Below are 15,221 nucleotides of genomic sequence, written 5' to 3' on the forward strand. Positions count from 1 at the left end.
GAAGTGGATGCGGCAGTACGGTGTCAATGGTCCAGACCGGTTACGGCCCCTGCGGCGCCCCGCCCCGGTTGCCGGTGGTGACACCCCGTCGAAGGATGGAGGGGTGACCGAGCCCGGCTACCTCCGCCACCCCCACCTGCACGGCGACCTGCTCGCCTTCACCGCCGAGGACGACGTCTGGCTCGCGCCCCTCGAAGGCGCCGCCACCGGCCGCGCCTGGCGCGTCACCTGCGACCGCAGCCGCGTCGCCCACCCCCGCTTCTCCCCCGACGGCGCCACCCTCGCCTGGACGGGCTGGCTCGGCCCCGCCCCCGAGGTGTGGACCGCCCCCGTCGAGGGCGGCGAGTCCGCCCGGCTCAGCCACTGGGGCAGCCAGGACACCCGGGTCCGCGGCTGGCTCCCCGACGGCGAGGTCCTGGCCGTCACCTCCTACCACGAGCCCTTCGCCCACTACACCTGGGCGCACTCCCTCCCGCCCGACGGCTCCCCCGGCAGGCGGATGCCCTGGGGCCCGGTCGGCGACGCCCAACTCGCCCGCGACCACACCGTCCTGCTCACCGGCACCGCCCCGCACGAACCCGCCGCCTGGAAGCGCTACCGGGGCGGCGCCACCGGCCGCCTCTGGGTCGACGGCGAGCGGGTCCTGCCCGACCTCCCCGGCCACCTCGCCGCGCCCATGGTCGTCTCCGGCCGGATCGCCTTCCTCTCCGACCACGAGGGCATCGGCAACCTCTACTCCTGCCGCCCCGACGGCACCGACCTGCGCCGCCACACCGACCACGCCTCGTACTACGCCCGGCACGCCTCCACCGACGGCGCCCGCGTCGTCTACCAGCACGCCGGGGACCTCTGGCTGCTCGACGGCCTCGACGCCCCCGCCCCGCACCGGCTGCACGTCCCCCTCGGCGGCGCGCGGGCCGGCCGCCGCCCGTACCGGGTCGGCGCCGCCTCCCAGGTCAAGGACCTCGCCTGCGACCAGACCGGCCGGGCCGGGGTCATCACCGTGCGCGGCAGCCAGTACTGGCTCACCCACCAGGACGGGCCCGCCCGTGCCCTGGCCGACACCCCCGGCGTGCGCACCCGGCTGCCCGTGATCCTCGGGCACACCGGCGAGGCCGCCTGGGTCACCGACGCGGAGGGCGCCGACGCGATCGAGGTCGTCCCGCTGCCCGGGCAGGGCTCGCCCGCGCACCACCGCAGGGTGCTCGCCGCCGGGCGGCTCGGCCGGGTCCTGGAGCTCACCGCCTCCCCCGACGGCGCGCACCTCGCCGCCGTCGCCTCGGACGGGCGGCTGCTGCTGGTCGCGGCGGCGGACGGCGCCGTACGGGAGGTCGCCTCCTCCGAGTACGGGCCCGTCGGCAGCGCCCGCTTCTCCCCCGACTCGCACTGGCTCGCCTGGTCCCAGCCCGTCGCCGGGCGCTCGCTGCGCCGCATCCGGCTGACCAGGGTGGACGGGAGCGGGCCGATCACCGAGGTCACCGACGGCCGGTTCGAGGACGAGCAGCCCGTGTTCACCCGGGACGGGCGCTACCTGGCCTTCCTGTCCTGGCGCGGCTTCGACCCCGTCCACGACGTCCACACCGGCGACCTCTCCTTCCCCGTCGGCTGCCGCCCGTACCTCGTCCCGCTCGCCGCCGACACCCCCTCGCCGTTCGCGGCCACCTCCGCCTCCGTCGAGGGCAGCGGGGAGGGCGGCGACGGAACCGTCCGCGTCGACCCGGAGGAGATCGGCGAACGGCTGCTCCCCTTCCCCGTCATCGCCTCCAAGTACTCCGCCACCGACGCCGTGCGCGGCGGCCTGGTCTGGCTGCGCTGGCCCATCGCCGGCACCCTCGGCCAGACCTTCGCCAACCCCGAGGACACCTCCGGCCGCCCCTCCCTCGAACACTTCGACCTCGCCCGGGGCACCCGCACCACCCTCGCCGACCGGCTCGACGGCTACGCCGTCTCCGGGGACGGCGGCTCCGTCGCCGTCTACTCCGCCGGCACCCTGCGGATCGTCCCCGTCGGGGCGCCCTCCGCCGGGACGTCGGTCGACCTGCGCCGCATCGTCCACACCGTGCACCCCGCCGCCGAGTGGCGCCAGGCGTACCACGAGGCCGCCCGCATCGTCCGCGACCAGTTCTGGGACGAGCGGATGTCCGGCCTGGACTGGCCCGCGCTCGTCGCCCAGTACGAGCCCCTGCTGATGCGCGTCTGCACCCCGGACGACTTCGCCGACCTGCTGCGCGAACTCCTCGGCGAACTCGGCACCTCCCACGCCTACGTCACCCCCTCCCGCCGCGCCGAGGGCCCCACCGCCGGCGGCCTCCCCCTCGGCCTGCTCGGCGCCAACGCCCACCGCGTCCCCGACGGCCGCTGGCTCGTCGACCGCGTCCTGCCCGGCGAGTCCTCCGACCCGCGCGCCCGCGCCCCGCTCGCCACCCAGGGCGTCCACGACGGGGACGAGCTCGTCGAGATCGGCGGCCACCCGGTCGACGGGCGCCTCGGCCCCGGCCCGCTGCTCGCCGGCACGGGCGGCACGACCGTCGAACTCGCCCTGCGCACCGGCCCGGACGGCCCCGTACGGCGGGTGACCGTCACCCCGCTCACCGACGAGCGGCCCATCCGCTACCAGGACTGGGTCGCCAAACGGCGCCTGCTGGTACGGGAGTTCAGCGACGGCCGGTGCGGATACCTGCACATCCCCGACCTCGGTGGCTCCGGATGGGCGCAGTTCAACCGGGACTTGAGGCGCGAACTCGACAAGCCCGCCCTGGTACTGGACGTCCGGGGCAACGCGGGGGGCAACGTCTCGGAGCTGGTGCTGGAGAAGCTCACCCGGCACGTCCTCGCCTGGGACTTCTCCCGCGACCGCCTGCCCGTGCGATGGCCCCGGCACGCGGTGCGCGGACCGCTCGTCGCCCTCGCCGACGAGGCCACCAGCTCGGACGGGGACGTGATCATCGCGGCGATCAAGCTGCTGGGGCTGGGGCCCGTGATCGGGACCCGGACCTGGGGCGGGGTCGTCGGCATGACCGGGCGGCACACCCTCGGGGACGGCACGCAGGTCTCCGTGCCGAAGAACGCCTCCTGGTTCGGGGGCGGGCTCGGATGGTCGGTGGAGAACCGGGGCGTCGAGCCGGACGTGCACGTGCTGCGCGGGCCCGGCGACTGGGCGCGCGGGCGGCACCCCGAGCTGCACGCGGCGGTGCAGCTGGCGCTGGAGCTGCTGGAGGACACCCCGGCCGCGGAACCGCCGGCGGCGGACACGCCGAAGCCGGACCTGCGGCGGCCTCCCCTGCCGCCGCGGGACCGGTGAGTTCTAGCTCCAGGGGTCGCCCTCGGAGGTCATGTTCTCGGCGGCGAGGCGGTCCGCCTCCTCCTGCGCGCTCTTCTCCGCCGTGTCGCGGCTGCGCTCGACGTCGTTGCTGTACGCGTCGGCGGCCTCGTCGTGGGCGAGGGCGGCGCGTTCGGACGGATTGGCGGTCTCCTGCGCCTTGTGGCGGAAGCGGTCGAAGATGCCCATGGCCCCTCCTTCTGAGGACGGGATGCCGGAGTACCGGGGTGCTCCCCCACTCTCACACCGGTCGTACACGGGCGCACCTTGGGTCGTTGGTCCCTGGTGGGAGCGCCCAAGGGCCGTGGTGCGCGGGTGTGCGGCGGGCGCAGATTGGAGCTGTCGGACTGGAGTCGTCTGTCTGGAGCCCGCCGTGACCGTCGTCCCTGCTGGAAGCCCCACCCAGGACCACCACGCCCCGGACCACCACGACGGGCCGCGCCGCCGGGTCGGCTCGATGGCCGCCCTGGACGGGCGGCTGCCCGGGGCGCACGACCTGCTGCTGATGCAGTGCCCCAGCTCCCTGCGGCCCCTCGGCGGCGGCGAGCTGCCCGACTGGGCGCGGGCCGTGCTGCGGGCGCACCCGTGGGTGACGGTCGGGCGCGCGCCCGCCACCGTCGGCAGCCCGGTCGACCTGCCGCACCCGCAGCGCTGCGTCCGGGACCCGGAGGCGGCGCCCGAGCTGTGGTTCCCGGTGACGGTGCGCGGCCCGCGCCCGGGGCAGCGGCTCGACGCGCTGGCGCCCTGGGCGGCGGTGGCGCGGACCATTCGGCCGGAGCAGCTCGTGGCGCGACGGGCCCGGCTGGCCCCGTCCCGCGTCCTCGGCATCCCCGCGCTGGCCCTCCTGCCAGAGGCCGGGCGCATCATCGCGGACCACCGCCTGCCCTGGGGGCCGATCGGCGCCGCCGCGTACGAGCTGGGCACCGGCGTCCCGGTGAGCGGGCCGCTCAGCCCGCTACGGCTCGTCCTGCGCGCCCCGCAGCCGGTCAGCCGGCGGGACGCGCTCCAACTCCGGCGGGCGCTCAGCAAGTTGCCGGTACCCGTGCAGGCGGAGCTGGAGACGCGGCACGGGGCCGTACAGCTCGCCGAGTACGCGGCGGGGCCGCGCACGGTCACGCTCTTCACGGCGGAGGGGGCGCGGGAGGTGCGGGACCCGTGGTTCCCGCAGGGGTGAACACCCGCGCGGCATCGGCTGCGCGGAGTTATTTCGCCGCCGTTCCCCACCGTCCACCCCCCACCCGCCTGGCGGCGGGCGCCCACCCCGGGGCTGGCGCCCAACGCAAGCGAGGCCCGGCACCCCGGTGAGGGTGCCGGGCCAGCCTTCTGCGGCCAAAGCCCGTTGCCGAGAGCAAGGGCCGCGACCTGGGGCCTCACCACGCGGCGCTGCAGGCCCGGAGTCGGCCATCGCTGGCGCCACATCAGCCCTTGCCGTCGGGGCTTCGGGCGTACACGTGATGGTCGTGGCCGATCCGACAGGCGCCCAACGCGAGCGAGGCCCGGCACCCTGGTGGGGGTGCCGGGCCTCGCTCGACTGTGGAGCGCCAGGCCCGGGTTGCACGGACTCTTCCTACTGAAAGTAGGACGTGCTCTGGTAGCACCGCTGACGCCTGACCAGGAGATTTCCTCCTGGCGACGAGGAAAAGACTACCAGCTCAACGCACATGGTTCGAACGCACCATCAGTTACCCGGCTCGGTTCGGCGGCCGCGTCGGCCGGGGCCGGCGGGGAGGGCGCAGCGCGCGTTCGATCCGGTCCGCCTCGTGGGCGAGTTCGGCGCGAAACGCCTCCCAGGTGGCTTCCTGGCAGACCTCGCGGAGGTACTGCTCGTCGGCGATCGCCCGGCGGCGGTCGGGGCCGAGCCGGAGGACCAGCCAGGTGAGGAGCCACATCACGCGTCACTCACCGGCTGACGGTTGAAACGACGCCCCAGGACGACCAGGGGCTCCTCGATGGGCTGCTTCGCGAGGTAGGAGGCCGACCAGGCGACGCCCCAGCGGGAGCAGGTCGGGCAGTTCCAGGTCCTCCCGGCCTCGTTGGCGTCTCCTATGAAGTCGACCGCCGAGCCGCAGGGGCAGAGGGGAGGGCTGTTCATCGGTGGCTCCGGTCGAACCGCCGGAGGAGGATCGGTTCGGAGACGATGACACCGGAGTTGAGGACGGCCCCGAACGCCATCAGGCACAGGGGAAGATCCGCAGGCCCGGGGAGTACCCAGAAGGCAAGTGCTGCCACTCCCCCGCTCAGCACCCCGATGATGCCGATGGCGATCAGCGCATCGGAAGGCCGGTTCATTCGACGTCCCCGAGGCGCGACTTCGCCGGGATGAGGACGAAGGCCAGTCTCACCCCGTCCGGCGAAGGCTGGAGAGCGGCGGGATCGACCGTCCGCTCGATCCCGCCGCCGACAGGGCGTACGTAGGCGAGCCCGCCCCGGGTGTCCATGTAGACGACCTCTTCGTCGGCCGTCACATCCTTGACCACCTCCCCAACTTCAGGCAGATAGGGCGTCTGAACGGTCGCCTTCTTGCGCACCATGACAGCAACTCCGCTCCGTAGTTCGATGACTACCCAGGGCTGCTTACTGTGGTTTATAGTCGGCGTCGCCTTCAACCTTGCACAAAGGAAGGAACGGGACTAACGATCATGAACCGCAAGGAACTTGATCCGGATTCCTCGCCCGCTGCCAAGTTTGGGGCGCAGGTTCGCGAGCTCAGAGAAGCCCGAGGCTGGACTCAGGAGCATCTGGCGACACTCACGGGCTACTCATCCGTACATGTGTCCGCCATCGAAACTGGTCGCAAGCCTCCGACTGAGCGTTTCTCTAGAAGACTTGACGTGGCCTTTGAGACACCGGAGCGCTTCGAGCGGGAGTGGCGGAACGCTGGGCGCCGTGTCTTGTTCGAGGGATTCAGCGACTACCTGCGCAGCGAGGCCAGCGCAGTGGCCCTGCGATTGTTCGAGATCAACATCATTCCGAGCCTCTTCCAAACTCCCGCCTATGCCAGGGCCTATCAGGAAGCGCGAGTCCACCGAGGGCGCGCAACTCAGCAGCAGGCCGAGGAACGCCTGACGATGCTGCTGCACCGGCAGCAGCATCTCCACCGACACCCAGCACCCCGGGTTCACGCGGTGATAGACGAGGGATGCCTGCATCGCGCGATCGGCGGGCGCGATGTCATGCTGGAGCAGCTCAAGCACCTGGAGGAACTGAGCCACCAACCTCAGTTCGTCATCCAGGTAAGCCCGTTCTCCCTTGGAGAAGACCGTCCGTTCGCCCACCCCATCACCCTGCTGACCATGCCGAACCGGGCGCACGTGGGCTACGGCGAGATTCAAGGAAGGGGCTTCCTCCAACGCGATCCGGACCCCCTGGCCGAGTGGGTCGGCGAGTACGATCAATTGCAGGTCGAGGCGTTGTCCCGAGCAGCAACTCGAAAGTTCATCCGGCGAGTTGGGAGGGGTTTTGAGCATGATCAACCTGGCGCAGGCCGCTTGGCGCAAGAGTAGCTACAGCGCCCAAGAAGGACAGTGCATCGAGGTTGCCGACGGGTTCCCCGGCCTCATGCCGGTGCGAGACAGCAAGAACCCTGGCGGCCCAGTCCTCATCTTCCCCTCCACTGCCTGGCAATCCTTCGTCACTGCCGTCCGCACCGGCGAGTTCGACGTCATCTAGCACATCCTGCATGCAGCCTGAGGCCCCAACTGCCACTGGGCAGTTGGGGCCTCAGTTCCCAACGAAAATTCGGAAGGGGCTTGAGCATGGACGACACCAGTTCCACCAGGTGGCGCAAGAGCACGTACAGCAGCAATGGCGGCAACTGCATCGAGGTCGACGACGCCCACCCCGGCACCGTCCGAGACTCCAAAGACCCCGACGGCCCCGCCCTGACCTTCTCCGTCGACGCCTGGCACTCCTTCGTCACCGCCGTCCGCACAGGCGAGTTCGACCCCCTCCACTGACTTCGGCTCGTCCACCTCGTCGCCTGCCTGCAGCACGAGGTCTCGGCCCGCGACGGTCACGGAGGCGAGGGCCGCATCCGCGCCGCCCGCTTCCCCGCCACCTGTTCTGAGCCGAATCCGCAGGCAGCGGTGGACGACCGGCCGGCACTCCGGGTCGGCCCGGCCGTCGACGAGAGGTCCGGAATCCCGGTCACCCCCCAGAATCCTGGGATACCGGGGCCCCGTTCGCCGATGGCAGGCTCACGGTGGCTCCGAGCACAGGGAACCACCGGAGCAGCGTCCCTGTCCCGGCTGCCCGTTCTCCTCGCACCGGCAAGGACCGGACGCGTAGGAGACAAGCCCGGCACAGCAGTTGTCATGCATATGACAGATCCCCACCATGAGCCCGAGGAGTTCCCACTGAACCGCACCGGTTTCCTCCGCCGCACCACCGGGCACACCGCCCTCGTTCTCAGCGCCCTCACGATGGTCTGCACACTCGGCACCGGAGCGGCCGACGCCACCCCGATCGGGAGGCCCCCGACGACCACCTGCAACCCGGCCACCGATCCGGTCTGGATCGAGGTCACCGCCTTCCAGGTCGACCCCGTGGTCACCGACTTCCTGGCGGTGAACGTCGCCGACGGGACGACCGGCCAGCGCACCGAGTCCCTGACCCAGGTCGACTCGGTCACGACCACGGTCAACCGCAGCGCCGAGATCACGGTCAACGTCGCCCCGCTCTTCGTCAAGGTGCAGGCCAAGGTCGGATTCTCCGTCCAGAACACCACGTCGAGCACGACGACCTCCCAGATCACCTCCACCTGGAACTTCAACAAGCCCGGCTACTACGGCCTCTACCGCGGAACCCGCAGGGTGCAGGGCTCCTGGGTGAAGTACCTGTGCGCCGAGACCGGCCCGAACACCGGCGTGTGGATCAACGCGCTCAGGGAGGGCGTCGGCACGTTCACCACCTTCGAGACGCCCGAGATCGGCACGGTCGTCTGCACCGTGCCGGAGCCCGCCGCCACCCTGCGCCGCGTCGCCCAGACGCGGTTGGGGTGCTGATCATCCGATGAAGCGCGAACGGACAGAGGAGAACACCATGACGGGCACATCACCCCGCATCCGCCGGTCCGCCCGGCGCTTCCTGCGCCCGGCCGGGACGGCCCTCAGGATCGCCCTCGCCACCACGATCCTCCTGGTGACGGCCGCCGTGGCGGCGAGCCCCGCGACCGCCGGCACCCAGCGCCTGACCGAGTGGAACTGGAACGGGTGGATATGTGACGGGTACTACCTGCGGATGAACACGCCCACACCGAACATGGTGCTGGAGTACGACCAGGCCTCCGACAACAAGGCGATCTACCAGCGCCCGTGGACAGAAGCGCCCACCCAGCAGTGGGAGGCCTGCCGTTCGGACAACAACCCGGCGCAATCCGACTACATCTTCAGGTCCAAGGCGGACAACAACTGCATCACTCTCTGGCACAGCTACATGGCGGAGGGACACTGGTTCTCCGTCGACCACTGCGACGGCCAGATCGGCGACAACCAGAGGTTCTGGATCTCCCACGACCCGGGCTCCGGCAAGCTGATGCTCCAGGTCCAGCACAGCAAGCTGTGGCTGGCGATCCAGGGCGACTTCGCCGGCAACGGCTCGCACGTCGCCCAGTACGCGAACCGCGCCACGGCCCTCACCTTCACGGCGATCTGACCCGAATCCGCGGGTAGCGGCTGAGGAGGCGGGCCGAGACGACGGCAGGTGCGCTTCCCGTTCGAGAAGGTCGTGGGTCCTGCGCCTGATCGACACGAACGTGGGAGTGCACCTGCCCGGTGAGAACGACATCCCGTCAGACGCGCAGCTCGGCGAGGTCCTCCGCGCCGAGTACGTGGTGGGCGAGGCCGGAGTCGAACCGGCACAGCCGAAGCGGGGGTGTTACAGACCCTTGGGCTCTCCCATGCCCAGCTCGCCCTCGGCGGAGGAAGTGGGGGTCGAACCCACACGGATGCTCGCGCACCCCAACGGTTTTCGAGACCGAGGCCGGCGCCACCTGTCGGCTGGCTCCTCCATGAACTGCATTGAACTGCCTTGTACTGCGCGGAGAGTGCGCGGATCGAACGCGCGCGGGCTTCCACCCGACTACGGCTTAGCAAGCCGCTGCCTTACCACTCGGCCAACCCTCCGGGTTGCTGCGCTGCCGGACGAGGATTCGAACCTCGAACTTCCCGATCCAGAGTCGGGCGTGCTGCCAGTTGCACCATCCGGCACTACGGGGCGGCGAAAACGCGGAAGCCGCCCGGAAGGGTTCTTTCCCTTCGGGCGGCTCGGCACGTGACGGTGCCGGTCTACCGCTGGAAGGGATACCCCTGGCTCTGCTGAGAACTCGAAGAACGCTGATACGACTGGTAGCTGCTCATGTCGTGCGTTCCTCTCCGTGGCGGCGGTGCCGGGCTGGTGCGCCTACTCTGCGGCACCCCGGCCGGACCGGGCAACCGCATTTCGGATCGGCCCCGCACTGGCAGTGGGCGGACAGGGTGAGACCGAATCAGCCGGAACTGCTGCGGGCGCCGCGGGCGCGGCCCGCGAGCCAGACGGCGACCCGCCTCTGCGACTCCTTGTCGGCGCGGGGATAGTCCCAACTCGCGTACCACTCCAGGTACTGCAGGATGTTCTCCGAGCGGCCCGGGTGGGCCACCGCGACGACGTCGACACCGACCTCGCCAGTCGAGCAGCCGACGTACACGCTGCCGTCGAGCGCCATCATGCCGAAGCCCGGGTGGCCCGCACGTACGCCGAGGAACGCCGATGCCGCACCCCGGCCCATGATGTCCCAGCGGTCCAGGAGCCGGACCCGGGTCCAGGCCTCCCCACGGCGTCGGTCCTGCCCGCTCAGGACGGCTCGGTGCGTGTGGGTGCCGCGAGGAAGCTGGACGAGGAACTCGCGCCGCCGGTCGTCGAAAAGGCCCGAGGAGACCGCCAGGTCGTACCAGTCCTCGTTGAGACGCTCGACGAGCCGTGGCGTTTCGTACCGGTGGGAGAAGCCACCGACAATGTCCTCGCGACGGTATCCGAAGACGATCGGCATCGTGCCGTCCGGCACGGCGTCCGGAATCACCTCAAGGCCGGCCCGCCGCAGCGGCCGGTACATCTTGCGTTCACGCTCCTGGATACCCACCGGTCACTGTCTACCAGGGCCGGCGCGCCAGGAATCCCCCGGCCCGGCCCTTCCTCCCGTCCGGCCGCCTTCCCACAAAGGCCCTCCCCCCACCGGCATCTCCCGCAAATGCGACTTCCACCCCCAGACGGCCTGTGGTAAGAAGACCGTGACTATCAACCACCTTGATCAGAAAGGGATCTGATGGACAGCCAGATCCTGAACGAGTTGGTTCCGGTGTTCACCTGGATCGCCACCGGTGCCGCCACCGAAGTGGGCAGGGGCGCCGCCGAGAGCTCCGCCTCCCAGATCCGGCGGCTGATGCAGCGCTGGCGCGAGCGCGGGAACGCCGAACTCCCGCAGGAGGCCCAGCCGGAGCAGGCCCAGCAGGAGGTGCGGAACCTGATCCTGACGGCCCTGGCGGAGGACCAGGACGGGACGCTCCGCGCGGACCTCGACCGGTTCCACCTGGAACTGTCCAGGCGGACGACGACCATCCACGTCGAAAAGGGAGTCGCGTTCGGCGGCGACAACCACGGGAACATCACCAACAACTTCGCATAGTCGGGCGGGTGTCCGGTGGGGCCTACCTTGCACCTCGGGAAGGGCACCGCATTCGGCGGTGACAATCTCGGGAAGGTCATCAACAACTTCTTCAGCCCTCCCAAGTGGATATGGATCGTTCTCCTGCTGGCACTTCTGGCCGGCGGTGCAATCTCGTACTACGCGTACCAGCAGGCCCACCACGGTGACGTCCAACTGACCGGGAAAGAGCAGTGGGCGGGCCCCCGCCCCACGAAGAACCACGAGACCCTCACCCTCAGGTTCGACACCACCGAGTCCCGCAGGTTCCTCCTCCTCTCCCTGAGCCTGATGGGCACCCGGGCCCACGATCCGGTCTGCCAGCAGCACGCGACCGCCACCGTCGCCCTCGCCTCCGGGACGGGAGCCGCGAGGACGGTCTCCCACAACCAGCCGACGCCCGTCCTGCTCCCCAGCGGCATGCCCGGGCCGTTCACCGTGACGCTCACCGTTGACCCCGGCTGCGAGATGAACGTGACCGTCGCCAACGCGACCCTCACCGACGAGTCCGTCGGCACTCTCTGAGCAAAGGAGTCCCGTTGCGGGGCGCTAGTAGAGCCGGCCTCGCCGGCACCCTGTTCGCGATGCTGCTGCTCCCCGGGTGCGACAGCGGCAGCGACACGTCGATCTTCAAGCAGGACGCCGTCCGGATCGGCACGAAGAACAACCAGCCCGGGACCAGCACGGAGACGGCCACCCACGGATGGTCCGGATTCGACGTGAGCGTCGGCGAGCAACTGGTCAAGACCCTCGGCAAATCCGGCTCCGGCGCCCACTTCAGCGACGTGGTGTCCAAACAGCGCGAGTCGGTGCTGACCACCGGCGCCGAGGACCTGGTGATCGCCACCTACTCGATCACGACCGACCGGACGAACAAGGTCTACTTCGCGGGCCCGTACGCGATGACGTACCAGGGCTTCCTGGTCCGCGCCGGCGATCCGGCCTGGCTCCACAGCCTCGACGACCTCGCCCGCAAGACCGTCTGCACCTGGAGCGGCACCACCTCGGAGGAGGAACTGGACCTCCAGGCCCCCGTCAAGGGATACCTCGTCCAGCACCTCACCGACGCCCAGGCCTGCCTCACCGAGCTCCGAGCCGGCCGGGCCGCCGCCCTCTCCACCGACCAGCTGATCCTCTATGGGCTGCAGAAGGAGAACCCCGAGATGGTCGTCGTCCCCGAAGTCACCATCGGCGTCCCCAATGCCTACGGCATCGGCATCAAGAAGGAACGCCTCGACGACTGCATCCGCATCCGCGACTTCCTCAAGGACTACATCTCCAGCCCCGCCTGGACCGAGGCCTTCGACGCCTCCCTCAAGGTCGCGGGCAACCCCGACCTCTACCGCCCCCAACGCTCCGACATCGACGCCATGTCCTGCAAGCACCTCCCCGGCTAGGGCTTGCCCGCCCGCTGGCCGGCACTGCGCTGTGCGCCCAACTCGCCCAGCACGGCCTGGAGTTGGATGGTGGTGAGGGCGGGTTCGGGCAGCGACGAAACGGCCGGCGCGGCGCGCAGGCCGTCGAGGAGGAGGGCGAGGGGGCGGCGCCAGGCTTCGGCCGACGCCGCCTCCGTCAGCGCCGGGACCGTACGGCCGAGAGCGGCCAGCGTGAACAGGACGTCCTCCACGGTGACGTCGGAGCGGAGGCTGCCCTCCGCCTGCCCGCGTTCCAGCAGCGACTCCAGCGTGCGGCGGTTGTGCGCGTGGACGGAGTCCAGGGACTCGACGCCCTGGATGCGCGTGGTCATCAGGTCGTTGGTGCCGCGATCGGCGGCCAGGACGGTGAAGACCGCGTCCAGGTAGCCCGTCAACGCCGCCCAGGCGTCCGGAGCCGTACGGGCCCGTTCGCCGATCGCCATCGTGTCGGCCAGCGGATCGCGGAACACCGCGTCGACGATGGCGGCACGGTTGGGGAAGTGGCGGTAGAGCGTCGCGTTCCCGACGCCGGCCCTCCGGGCGATGACGTCGAGCGGCGCTTCGAGCCCCTGCTCGCCGAACACCTCGCGGGCCGCTTCGACGAGCAGTTCCCGGTTGCGCCGCGCATCGCGCCGCGACGGGGGCGGCGTGCCCTGTTCGCCGGTGGTCATCTCGTCCTCCGTCGTACCTCTCGACCGAAAGCGGGGAGCACTCCCCGTTCCGAATGCTATCGTCTCGACGGAAAGTGGGGACTGCTCCCCACTTCTTGCCGCCCCAGACGACCGGAGACCCCCGTGAAGCAGGCGCCCACCTTGCAGGAACTGGCCCCCGAGGGGCACGACCTGGCGGCCGACCCCTTCCCCCTCTACGAGCAACTGCGCGCGAAGGGCCCCGTCCACCGCGTCCACGTACCGGAGAGCGGAGACTGCTGGCTCGTCGTGACCCGGGACGCGGCACGACAGGCCCTCACCGACCCCCGGTTGCGCAACGACATCACGCACTCCTCGTCCTGGCACACGGACGGCGGCCACGCCGTCGGCCGCAACATGCTCCAGAGCGACCCGCCGCAGCACACCCGCCTACGCCAACTGGTCGCGGGCCACTTCTCTCCCGCCCGCATCACCTCCCTGTACACACAGATCGAAGCCATCGCCGACGATCTGCTCGCCACGCTGCCGGAACGGGAAACCGTCGACCTGGTGCACCGGTACGCGCTCCCGCTGCCCGTCTCGGTGATCTGCGCACTCCTGGGCGTACCGGAGACGGACCGGGCCCCGTTCCACACCTGGTCGAACGAACTGGTCCTGCCGTCCTCGCCGGAGGCGGCAGCAGCGGCCTCGGCGGAACTGGCCGCCTACATCACCGACCTGCTCGGCAGGAAGGCCCAGAGTCCGGACGGCACCCTGCTCGCCGACCTGGCGACGGCCGAGGCGGGGAGCCTCACTCCCGAGGAACTCCTCGGGATGGTGTTCCTGCTCCTCGTCGCCGGCCACGAGACGACCGTCAACCTGATCTCCGCCACCGTGCACAGCCTGCTCGCCCATCCGGCCCAACTCGCCCTGCTGCGCGCCGATCCCGCACTCGTCGCCCACGCCGTGGAGGAATCACTGCGGTACAACACCCCGGTCCACGCCTCCACCTTCCGATTCGCGGCCGAACCACTGGACCTCGCCGGAACCCCGATCGCGACGGGCGACGCCGTCCTGGTCTCCCTCGCCGCCGCGTCCCGCGACCCGCACCCCTTCCCCGCGCCCGACCGCTTCGACATCCGCCGCCAGGGCCCGACCCACCTGGCCTTCGGCCACGGACTCCACCACTGCCTCGGCGCCCCACTCGCCCGCGCGGAAACCACCATCGCGCTGCGCCGACTCCTCGAACGTCACACGGACATCGACTTCGCCACGGACCCGTCACTGCTGACCTGGCGGACGAGCACACTGCTGCGGGGACTCGCGGACCTGCCGGTGCACCTGGGGTGACCCGTCTCCCCATACGCCGCCGGGGCGTGCTGTGCGGCCTCGACCATGATCCTTAGTCCAACGCAGGAATACACCCTGCTGTCATAGACAGGGCATCGGGCAGCTCTCTAGCGTCGTCATCGGCGGCCCGACGGGCCGCGCGGACCTTTCCGACGCCTTCACGCCGCCGCGTGGCGATGAGCTCGTCGAGATCCCCGAGAGCGTGATGTGGGAGGCAGCCCGTGCGCGTGGACGGCGAGGCCTGGCAGGCCAGATTCCGGGAGTTCACTTCGGAGGCGTGGCGCCTCGAAACCCTCCCCGCCTACAACGTGCCGCAGGAGATCGAGGAGTTGCGAGCCTTCCGGGCAGGTGTGCGGATCGACCCGCACACCCACTCCAACGACTACACCGACGACCTCAAGCGCGTCCGCCGCGAGGGCAAGAGCAAGGGGCGCGTGCACGTCGTCACGCGCCCGCTCTCCGAGTACCTGCGCTACGAGTTCATGTACTACCTGCCGCACGCCTGGGCAGGCGAGGACATCCGGATCATGGACGTCACCGACCGGCCCAACCCCCTCGCCGGCGTGCCCGACTTCTGGATGTTCGACAAGCGCGAGGTGGTGCTCATGAACTATCTCCCCGACGGCACCCAGATCGACCGCACCGTCTTCGACGGCGACGTCGGCCGGTTCATCGAGTACCAGCGCATCGCCATCGCCGAATCGGTGCCCTTCGAGGAGTACCTGAGCCAATGACTGCACGGGCCCTGGCTGCCCGTCGAGACGGGCAGCCAGGGGTGTCTGGCTTGATCAGCTGCCGAGCGTGGTCCACGTACTCCCGCACCGGTTCGAACA

19 protein-coding genes, 4 tRNA genes and 1 pseudogene are annotated in these 15,221 nt (G+C 70.6%); 13 read left to right on the forward strand and 11 right to left on the reverse strand.

Going from position 1 to position 15,221, the window contains the following annotated elements; genetic code table 11:
* Positions 1–7 precede the first annotated feature (7 nt).
* On the forward strand, positions 8–3,301 hold the full coding sequence (locus ACIRRS_RS18180) for a S41 family peptidase (RefSeq protein ID WP_402971724.1): 3,294 nt from the start codon (positions 8–10) through the stop codon (positions 3,299–3,301).
* 3 nt (positions 3,302–3,304) lie between these two features.
* On the opposite strand, the gene ACIRRS_RS18185 is transcribed toward ACIRRS_RS18180, so the two are convergent.
* A complete protein-coding gene (locus ACIRRS_RS18185; protein WP_402971726.1) occupies positions 3,305–3,508 on the reverse strand; it encodes a hypothetical protein in 204 nt (67 codons plus the stop codon).
* Positions 3,509–3,692: 184 nt separating this feature from the next.
* On the opposite strand from ACIRRS_RS18185, the gene ACIRRS_RS18190 reads away from it, so the two are divergent.
* A complete protein-coding gene (locus ACIRRS_RS18190; RefSeq protein ID WP_402971728.1) occupies positions 3,693–4,493 on the forward strand; it encodes a phosphoribosyl-dephospho-CoA transferase MdcG domain-containing protein in 801 nt (266 codons plus the stop codon).
* 508 nt (positions 4,494–5,001) lie between these two features.
* On the opposite strand, the gene ACIRRS_RS18195 is transcribed toward ACIRRS_RS18190, so the two are convergent.
* The 4 genes from ACIRRS_RS18195 to ACIRRS_RS18210 are packed head-to-tail and all read right to left on the reverse strand — an operon-like array spanning position 5,002 to position 5,850.
* Positions 5,002–5,211 carry a hypothetical protein gene (locus ACIRRS_RS18195; RefSeq protein WP_402971730.1) on the reverse strand — a complete coding sequence of 70 codons (210 nt, stop codon included), beginning with the start codon at positions 5,209–5,211 and terminating at the stop codon, positions 5,002–5,004.
* A complete protein-coding gene (locus ACIRRS_RS18200; protein ID WP_402971731.1) occupies positions 5,208–5,411 on the reverse strand; it encodes a hypothetical protein in 204 nt (67 codons plus the stop codon). Before ACIRRS_RS18200 ends, ACIRRS_RS18195 begins: the two co-directional genes overlap by 4 nt.
* Positions 5,408–5,608: a hypothetical protein gene (locus ACIRRS_RS18205; RefSeq protein WP_402971733.1), complete on the reverse strand. Its 201-nt coding sequence runs from the start codon at positions 5,606–5,608 to the stop codon at positions 5,408–5,410. The genes ACIRRS_RS18200 and ACIRRS_RS18205 overlap by 4 nt, the downstream gene beginning before the upstream one ends.
* Entirely contained in the window at positions 5,605–5,850 is a 246-nt protein-coding gene (locus ACIRRS_RS18210; protein ID WP_402971735.1) for a hypothetical protein, read from the reverse strand. The genes ACIRRS_RS18205 and ACIRRS_RS18210 overlap by 4 nt, the downstream gene beginning before the upstream one ends.
* A gap of 108 nt (positions 5,851–5,958) precedes the next feature.
* Between ACIRRS_RS18210 and ACIRRS_RS18215 the strand changes: the two genes are divergently transcribed.
* The 6 genes and pseudogenes from ACIRRS_RS18215 to ACIRRS_RS18240 all read left to right on the forward strand — a co-directional run bounded on the left by ACIRRS_RS18215 (position 5,959) and on the right by ACIRRS_RS18240 (position 8,971).
* Positions 5,959–6,822, forward strand: coding sequence for a Scr1 family TA system antitoxin-like transcriptional regulator (locus ACIRRS_RS18215; protein WP_402971737.1), 864 nt, complete (start codon positions 5,959–5,961; stop codon positions 6,820–6,822).
* A complete protein-coding gene (locus ACIRRS_RS18220) occupies positions 6,785–6,988 on the forward strand; it encodes a DUF397 domain-containing protein (protein ID WP_402971739.1) in 204 nt (67 codons plus the stop codon). The genes ACIRRS_RS18215 and ACIRRS_RS18220 overlap by 38 nt, the downstream gene beginning before the upstream one ends.
* Before the next feature lie 86 nt (positions 6,989–7,074).
* A complete protein-coding gene (locus ACIRRS_RS18225) occupies positions 7,075–7,275 on the forward strand; it encodes a DUF397 domain-containing protein (protein WP_402971741.1) in 201 nt (66 codons plus the stop codon).
* A 15-nt stretch (positions 7,276–7,290) separates the two neighbouring features.
* Positions 7,291–7,374, forward strand: a pseudogene (locus tag ACIRRS_RS18230) (IS21-like element ISAau2 family helper ATPase IstB); the annotation flags it as partial.
* A 264-nt stretch (positions 7,375–7,638) separates the two neighbouring features.
* Positions 7,639–8,322, forward strand: coding sequence for a hypothetical protein (locus ACIRRS_RS18235; RefSeq protein WP_402971743.1), 684 nt, complete (start codon positions 7,639–7,641; stop codon positions 8,320–8,322).
* Positions 8,323–8,359: 37 nt separating this feature from the next.
* Positions 8,360–8,971, forward strand: a complete 612-nt coding sequence (locus ACIRRS_RS18240; protein WP_402971745.1) for an RICIN domain-containing protein — start codon at positions 8,360–8,362, stop codon at positions 8,969–8,971.
* Positions 8,972–9,147: 176 nt separating this feature from the next.
* Here the strand turns inward: ACIRRS_RS18240 and ACIRRS_RS18245 are convergent.
* From ACIRRS_RS18245 to ACIRRS_RS18265, 5 genes are all read right to left on the reverse strand, one after another.
* Positions 9,148–9,230: transfer RNA gene (locus ACIRRS_RS18245), tRNA-Tyr, on the reverse strand.
* A gap of 4 nt (positions 9,231–9,234) precedes the next feature.
* Positions 9,235–9,326: transfer RNA gene (locus ACIRRS_RS18250), tRNA-Ser, on the reverse strand.
* A gap of 30 nt (positions 9,327–9,356) precedes the next feature.
* Positions 9,357–9,441 (reverse strand) — tRNA-Ser (locus ACIRRS_RS18255).
* Between the two features lie 11 nt (positions 9,442–9,452).
* Positions 9,453–9,525: transfer RNA gene (locus tag ACIRRS_RS18260), tRNA-Gln, on the reverse strand.
* A 278-nt stretch (positions 9,526–9,803) separates the two neighbouring features.
* Complete coding sequence (locus tag ACIRRS_RS18265) at positions 9,804–10,433, reverse strand: hypothetical protein (protein ID WP_402971747.1); 630 nt, start codon at positions 10,431–10,433, stop codon at positions 9,804–9,806.
* A gap of 183 nt (positions 10,434–10,616) precedes the next feature.
* Between ACIRRS_RS18265 and ACIRRS_RS18270 the strand changes: the two genes are divergently transcribed.
* Genes ACIRRS_RS18270 through ACIRRS_RS18280 form a run of 3 tightly spaced genes read left to right on the forward strand, consistent with a single transcriptional unit; the run spans position 10,617 to position 12,391 of the window.
* The gene (locus ACIRRS_RS18270; protein WP_402971749.1) at positions 10,617–10,976 is read left to right on the forward strand and encodes a hypothetical protein; all 360 of its coding nucleotides are present in this window, start codon (positions 10,617–10,619) and stop codon (positions 10,974–10,976) included.
* A gap of 27 nt (positions 10,977–11,003) precedes the next feature.
* Entirely contained in the window at positions 11,004–11,519 is a 516-nt protein-coding gene (locus ACIRRS_RS18275; protein ID WP_402971751.1) for a hypothetical protein, read from the forward strand.
* A gap of 59 nt (positions 11,520–11,578) precedes the next feature.
* Positions 11,579–12,391, forward strand: a complete 813-nt coding sequence (locus ACIRRS_RS18280; RefSeq protein ID WP_402971753.1) for a transporter substrate-binding domain-containing protein — start codon at positions 11,579–11,581, stop codon at positions 12,389–12,391.
* Here ACIRRS_RS18280 and ACIRRS_RS18285 read toward each other — a convergent pair.
* Complete coding sequence (locus tag ACIRRS_RS18285; protein WP_402971755.1) at positions 12,388–13,080, reverse strand: TetR/AcrR family transcriptional regulator; 693 nt, start codon at positions 13,078–13,080, stop codon at positions 12,388–12,390. The genes ACIRRS_RS18280 and ACIRRS_RS18285 overlap by 4 nt on opposite strands.
* A 123-nt stretch (positions 13,081–13,203) precedes the next feature.
* On the opposite strand from ACIRRS_RS18285, the gene ACIRRS_RS18290 reads away from it, so the two are divergent.
* Positions 13,204–14,388, forward strand: coding sequence for a cytochrome P450 (locus tag ACIRRS_RS18290; RefSeq protein ID WP_402971757.1), 1,185 nt, complete (start codon positions 13,204–13,206; stop codon positions 14,386–14,388).
* Positions 14,389–14,609: 221 nt separating this feature from the next.
* Positions 14,610–15,122, forward strand: a complete 513-nt coding sequence (locus tag ACIRRS_RS18295) for a DUF6879 family protein (protein ID WP_402971759.1) — start codon at positions 14,610–14,612, stop codon at positions 15,120–15,122.
* Positions 15,123–15,221 lie beyond the last annotated feature (99 nt).

The organism is Kitasatospora sp. NPDC101183 (assembly GCF_044767945.1).
In the GTDB taxonomy this organism is placed as follows: domain Bacteria; phylum Actinomycetota; class Actinomycetes; order Streptomycetales; family Streptomycetaceae; genus Kitasatospora.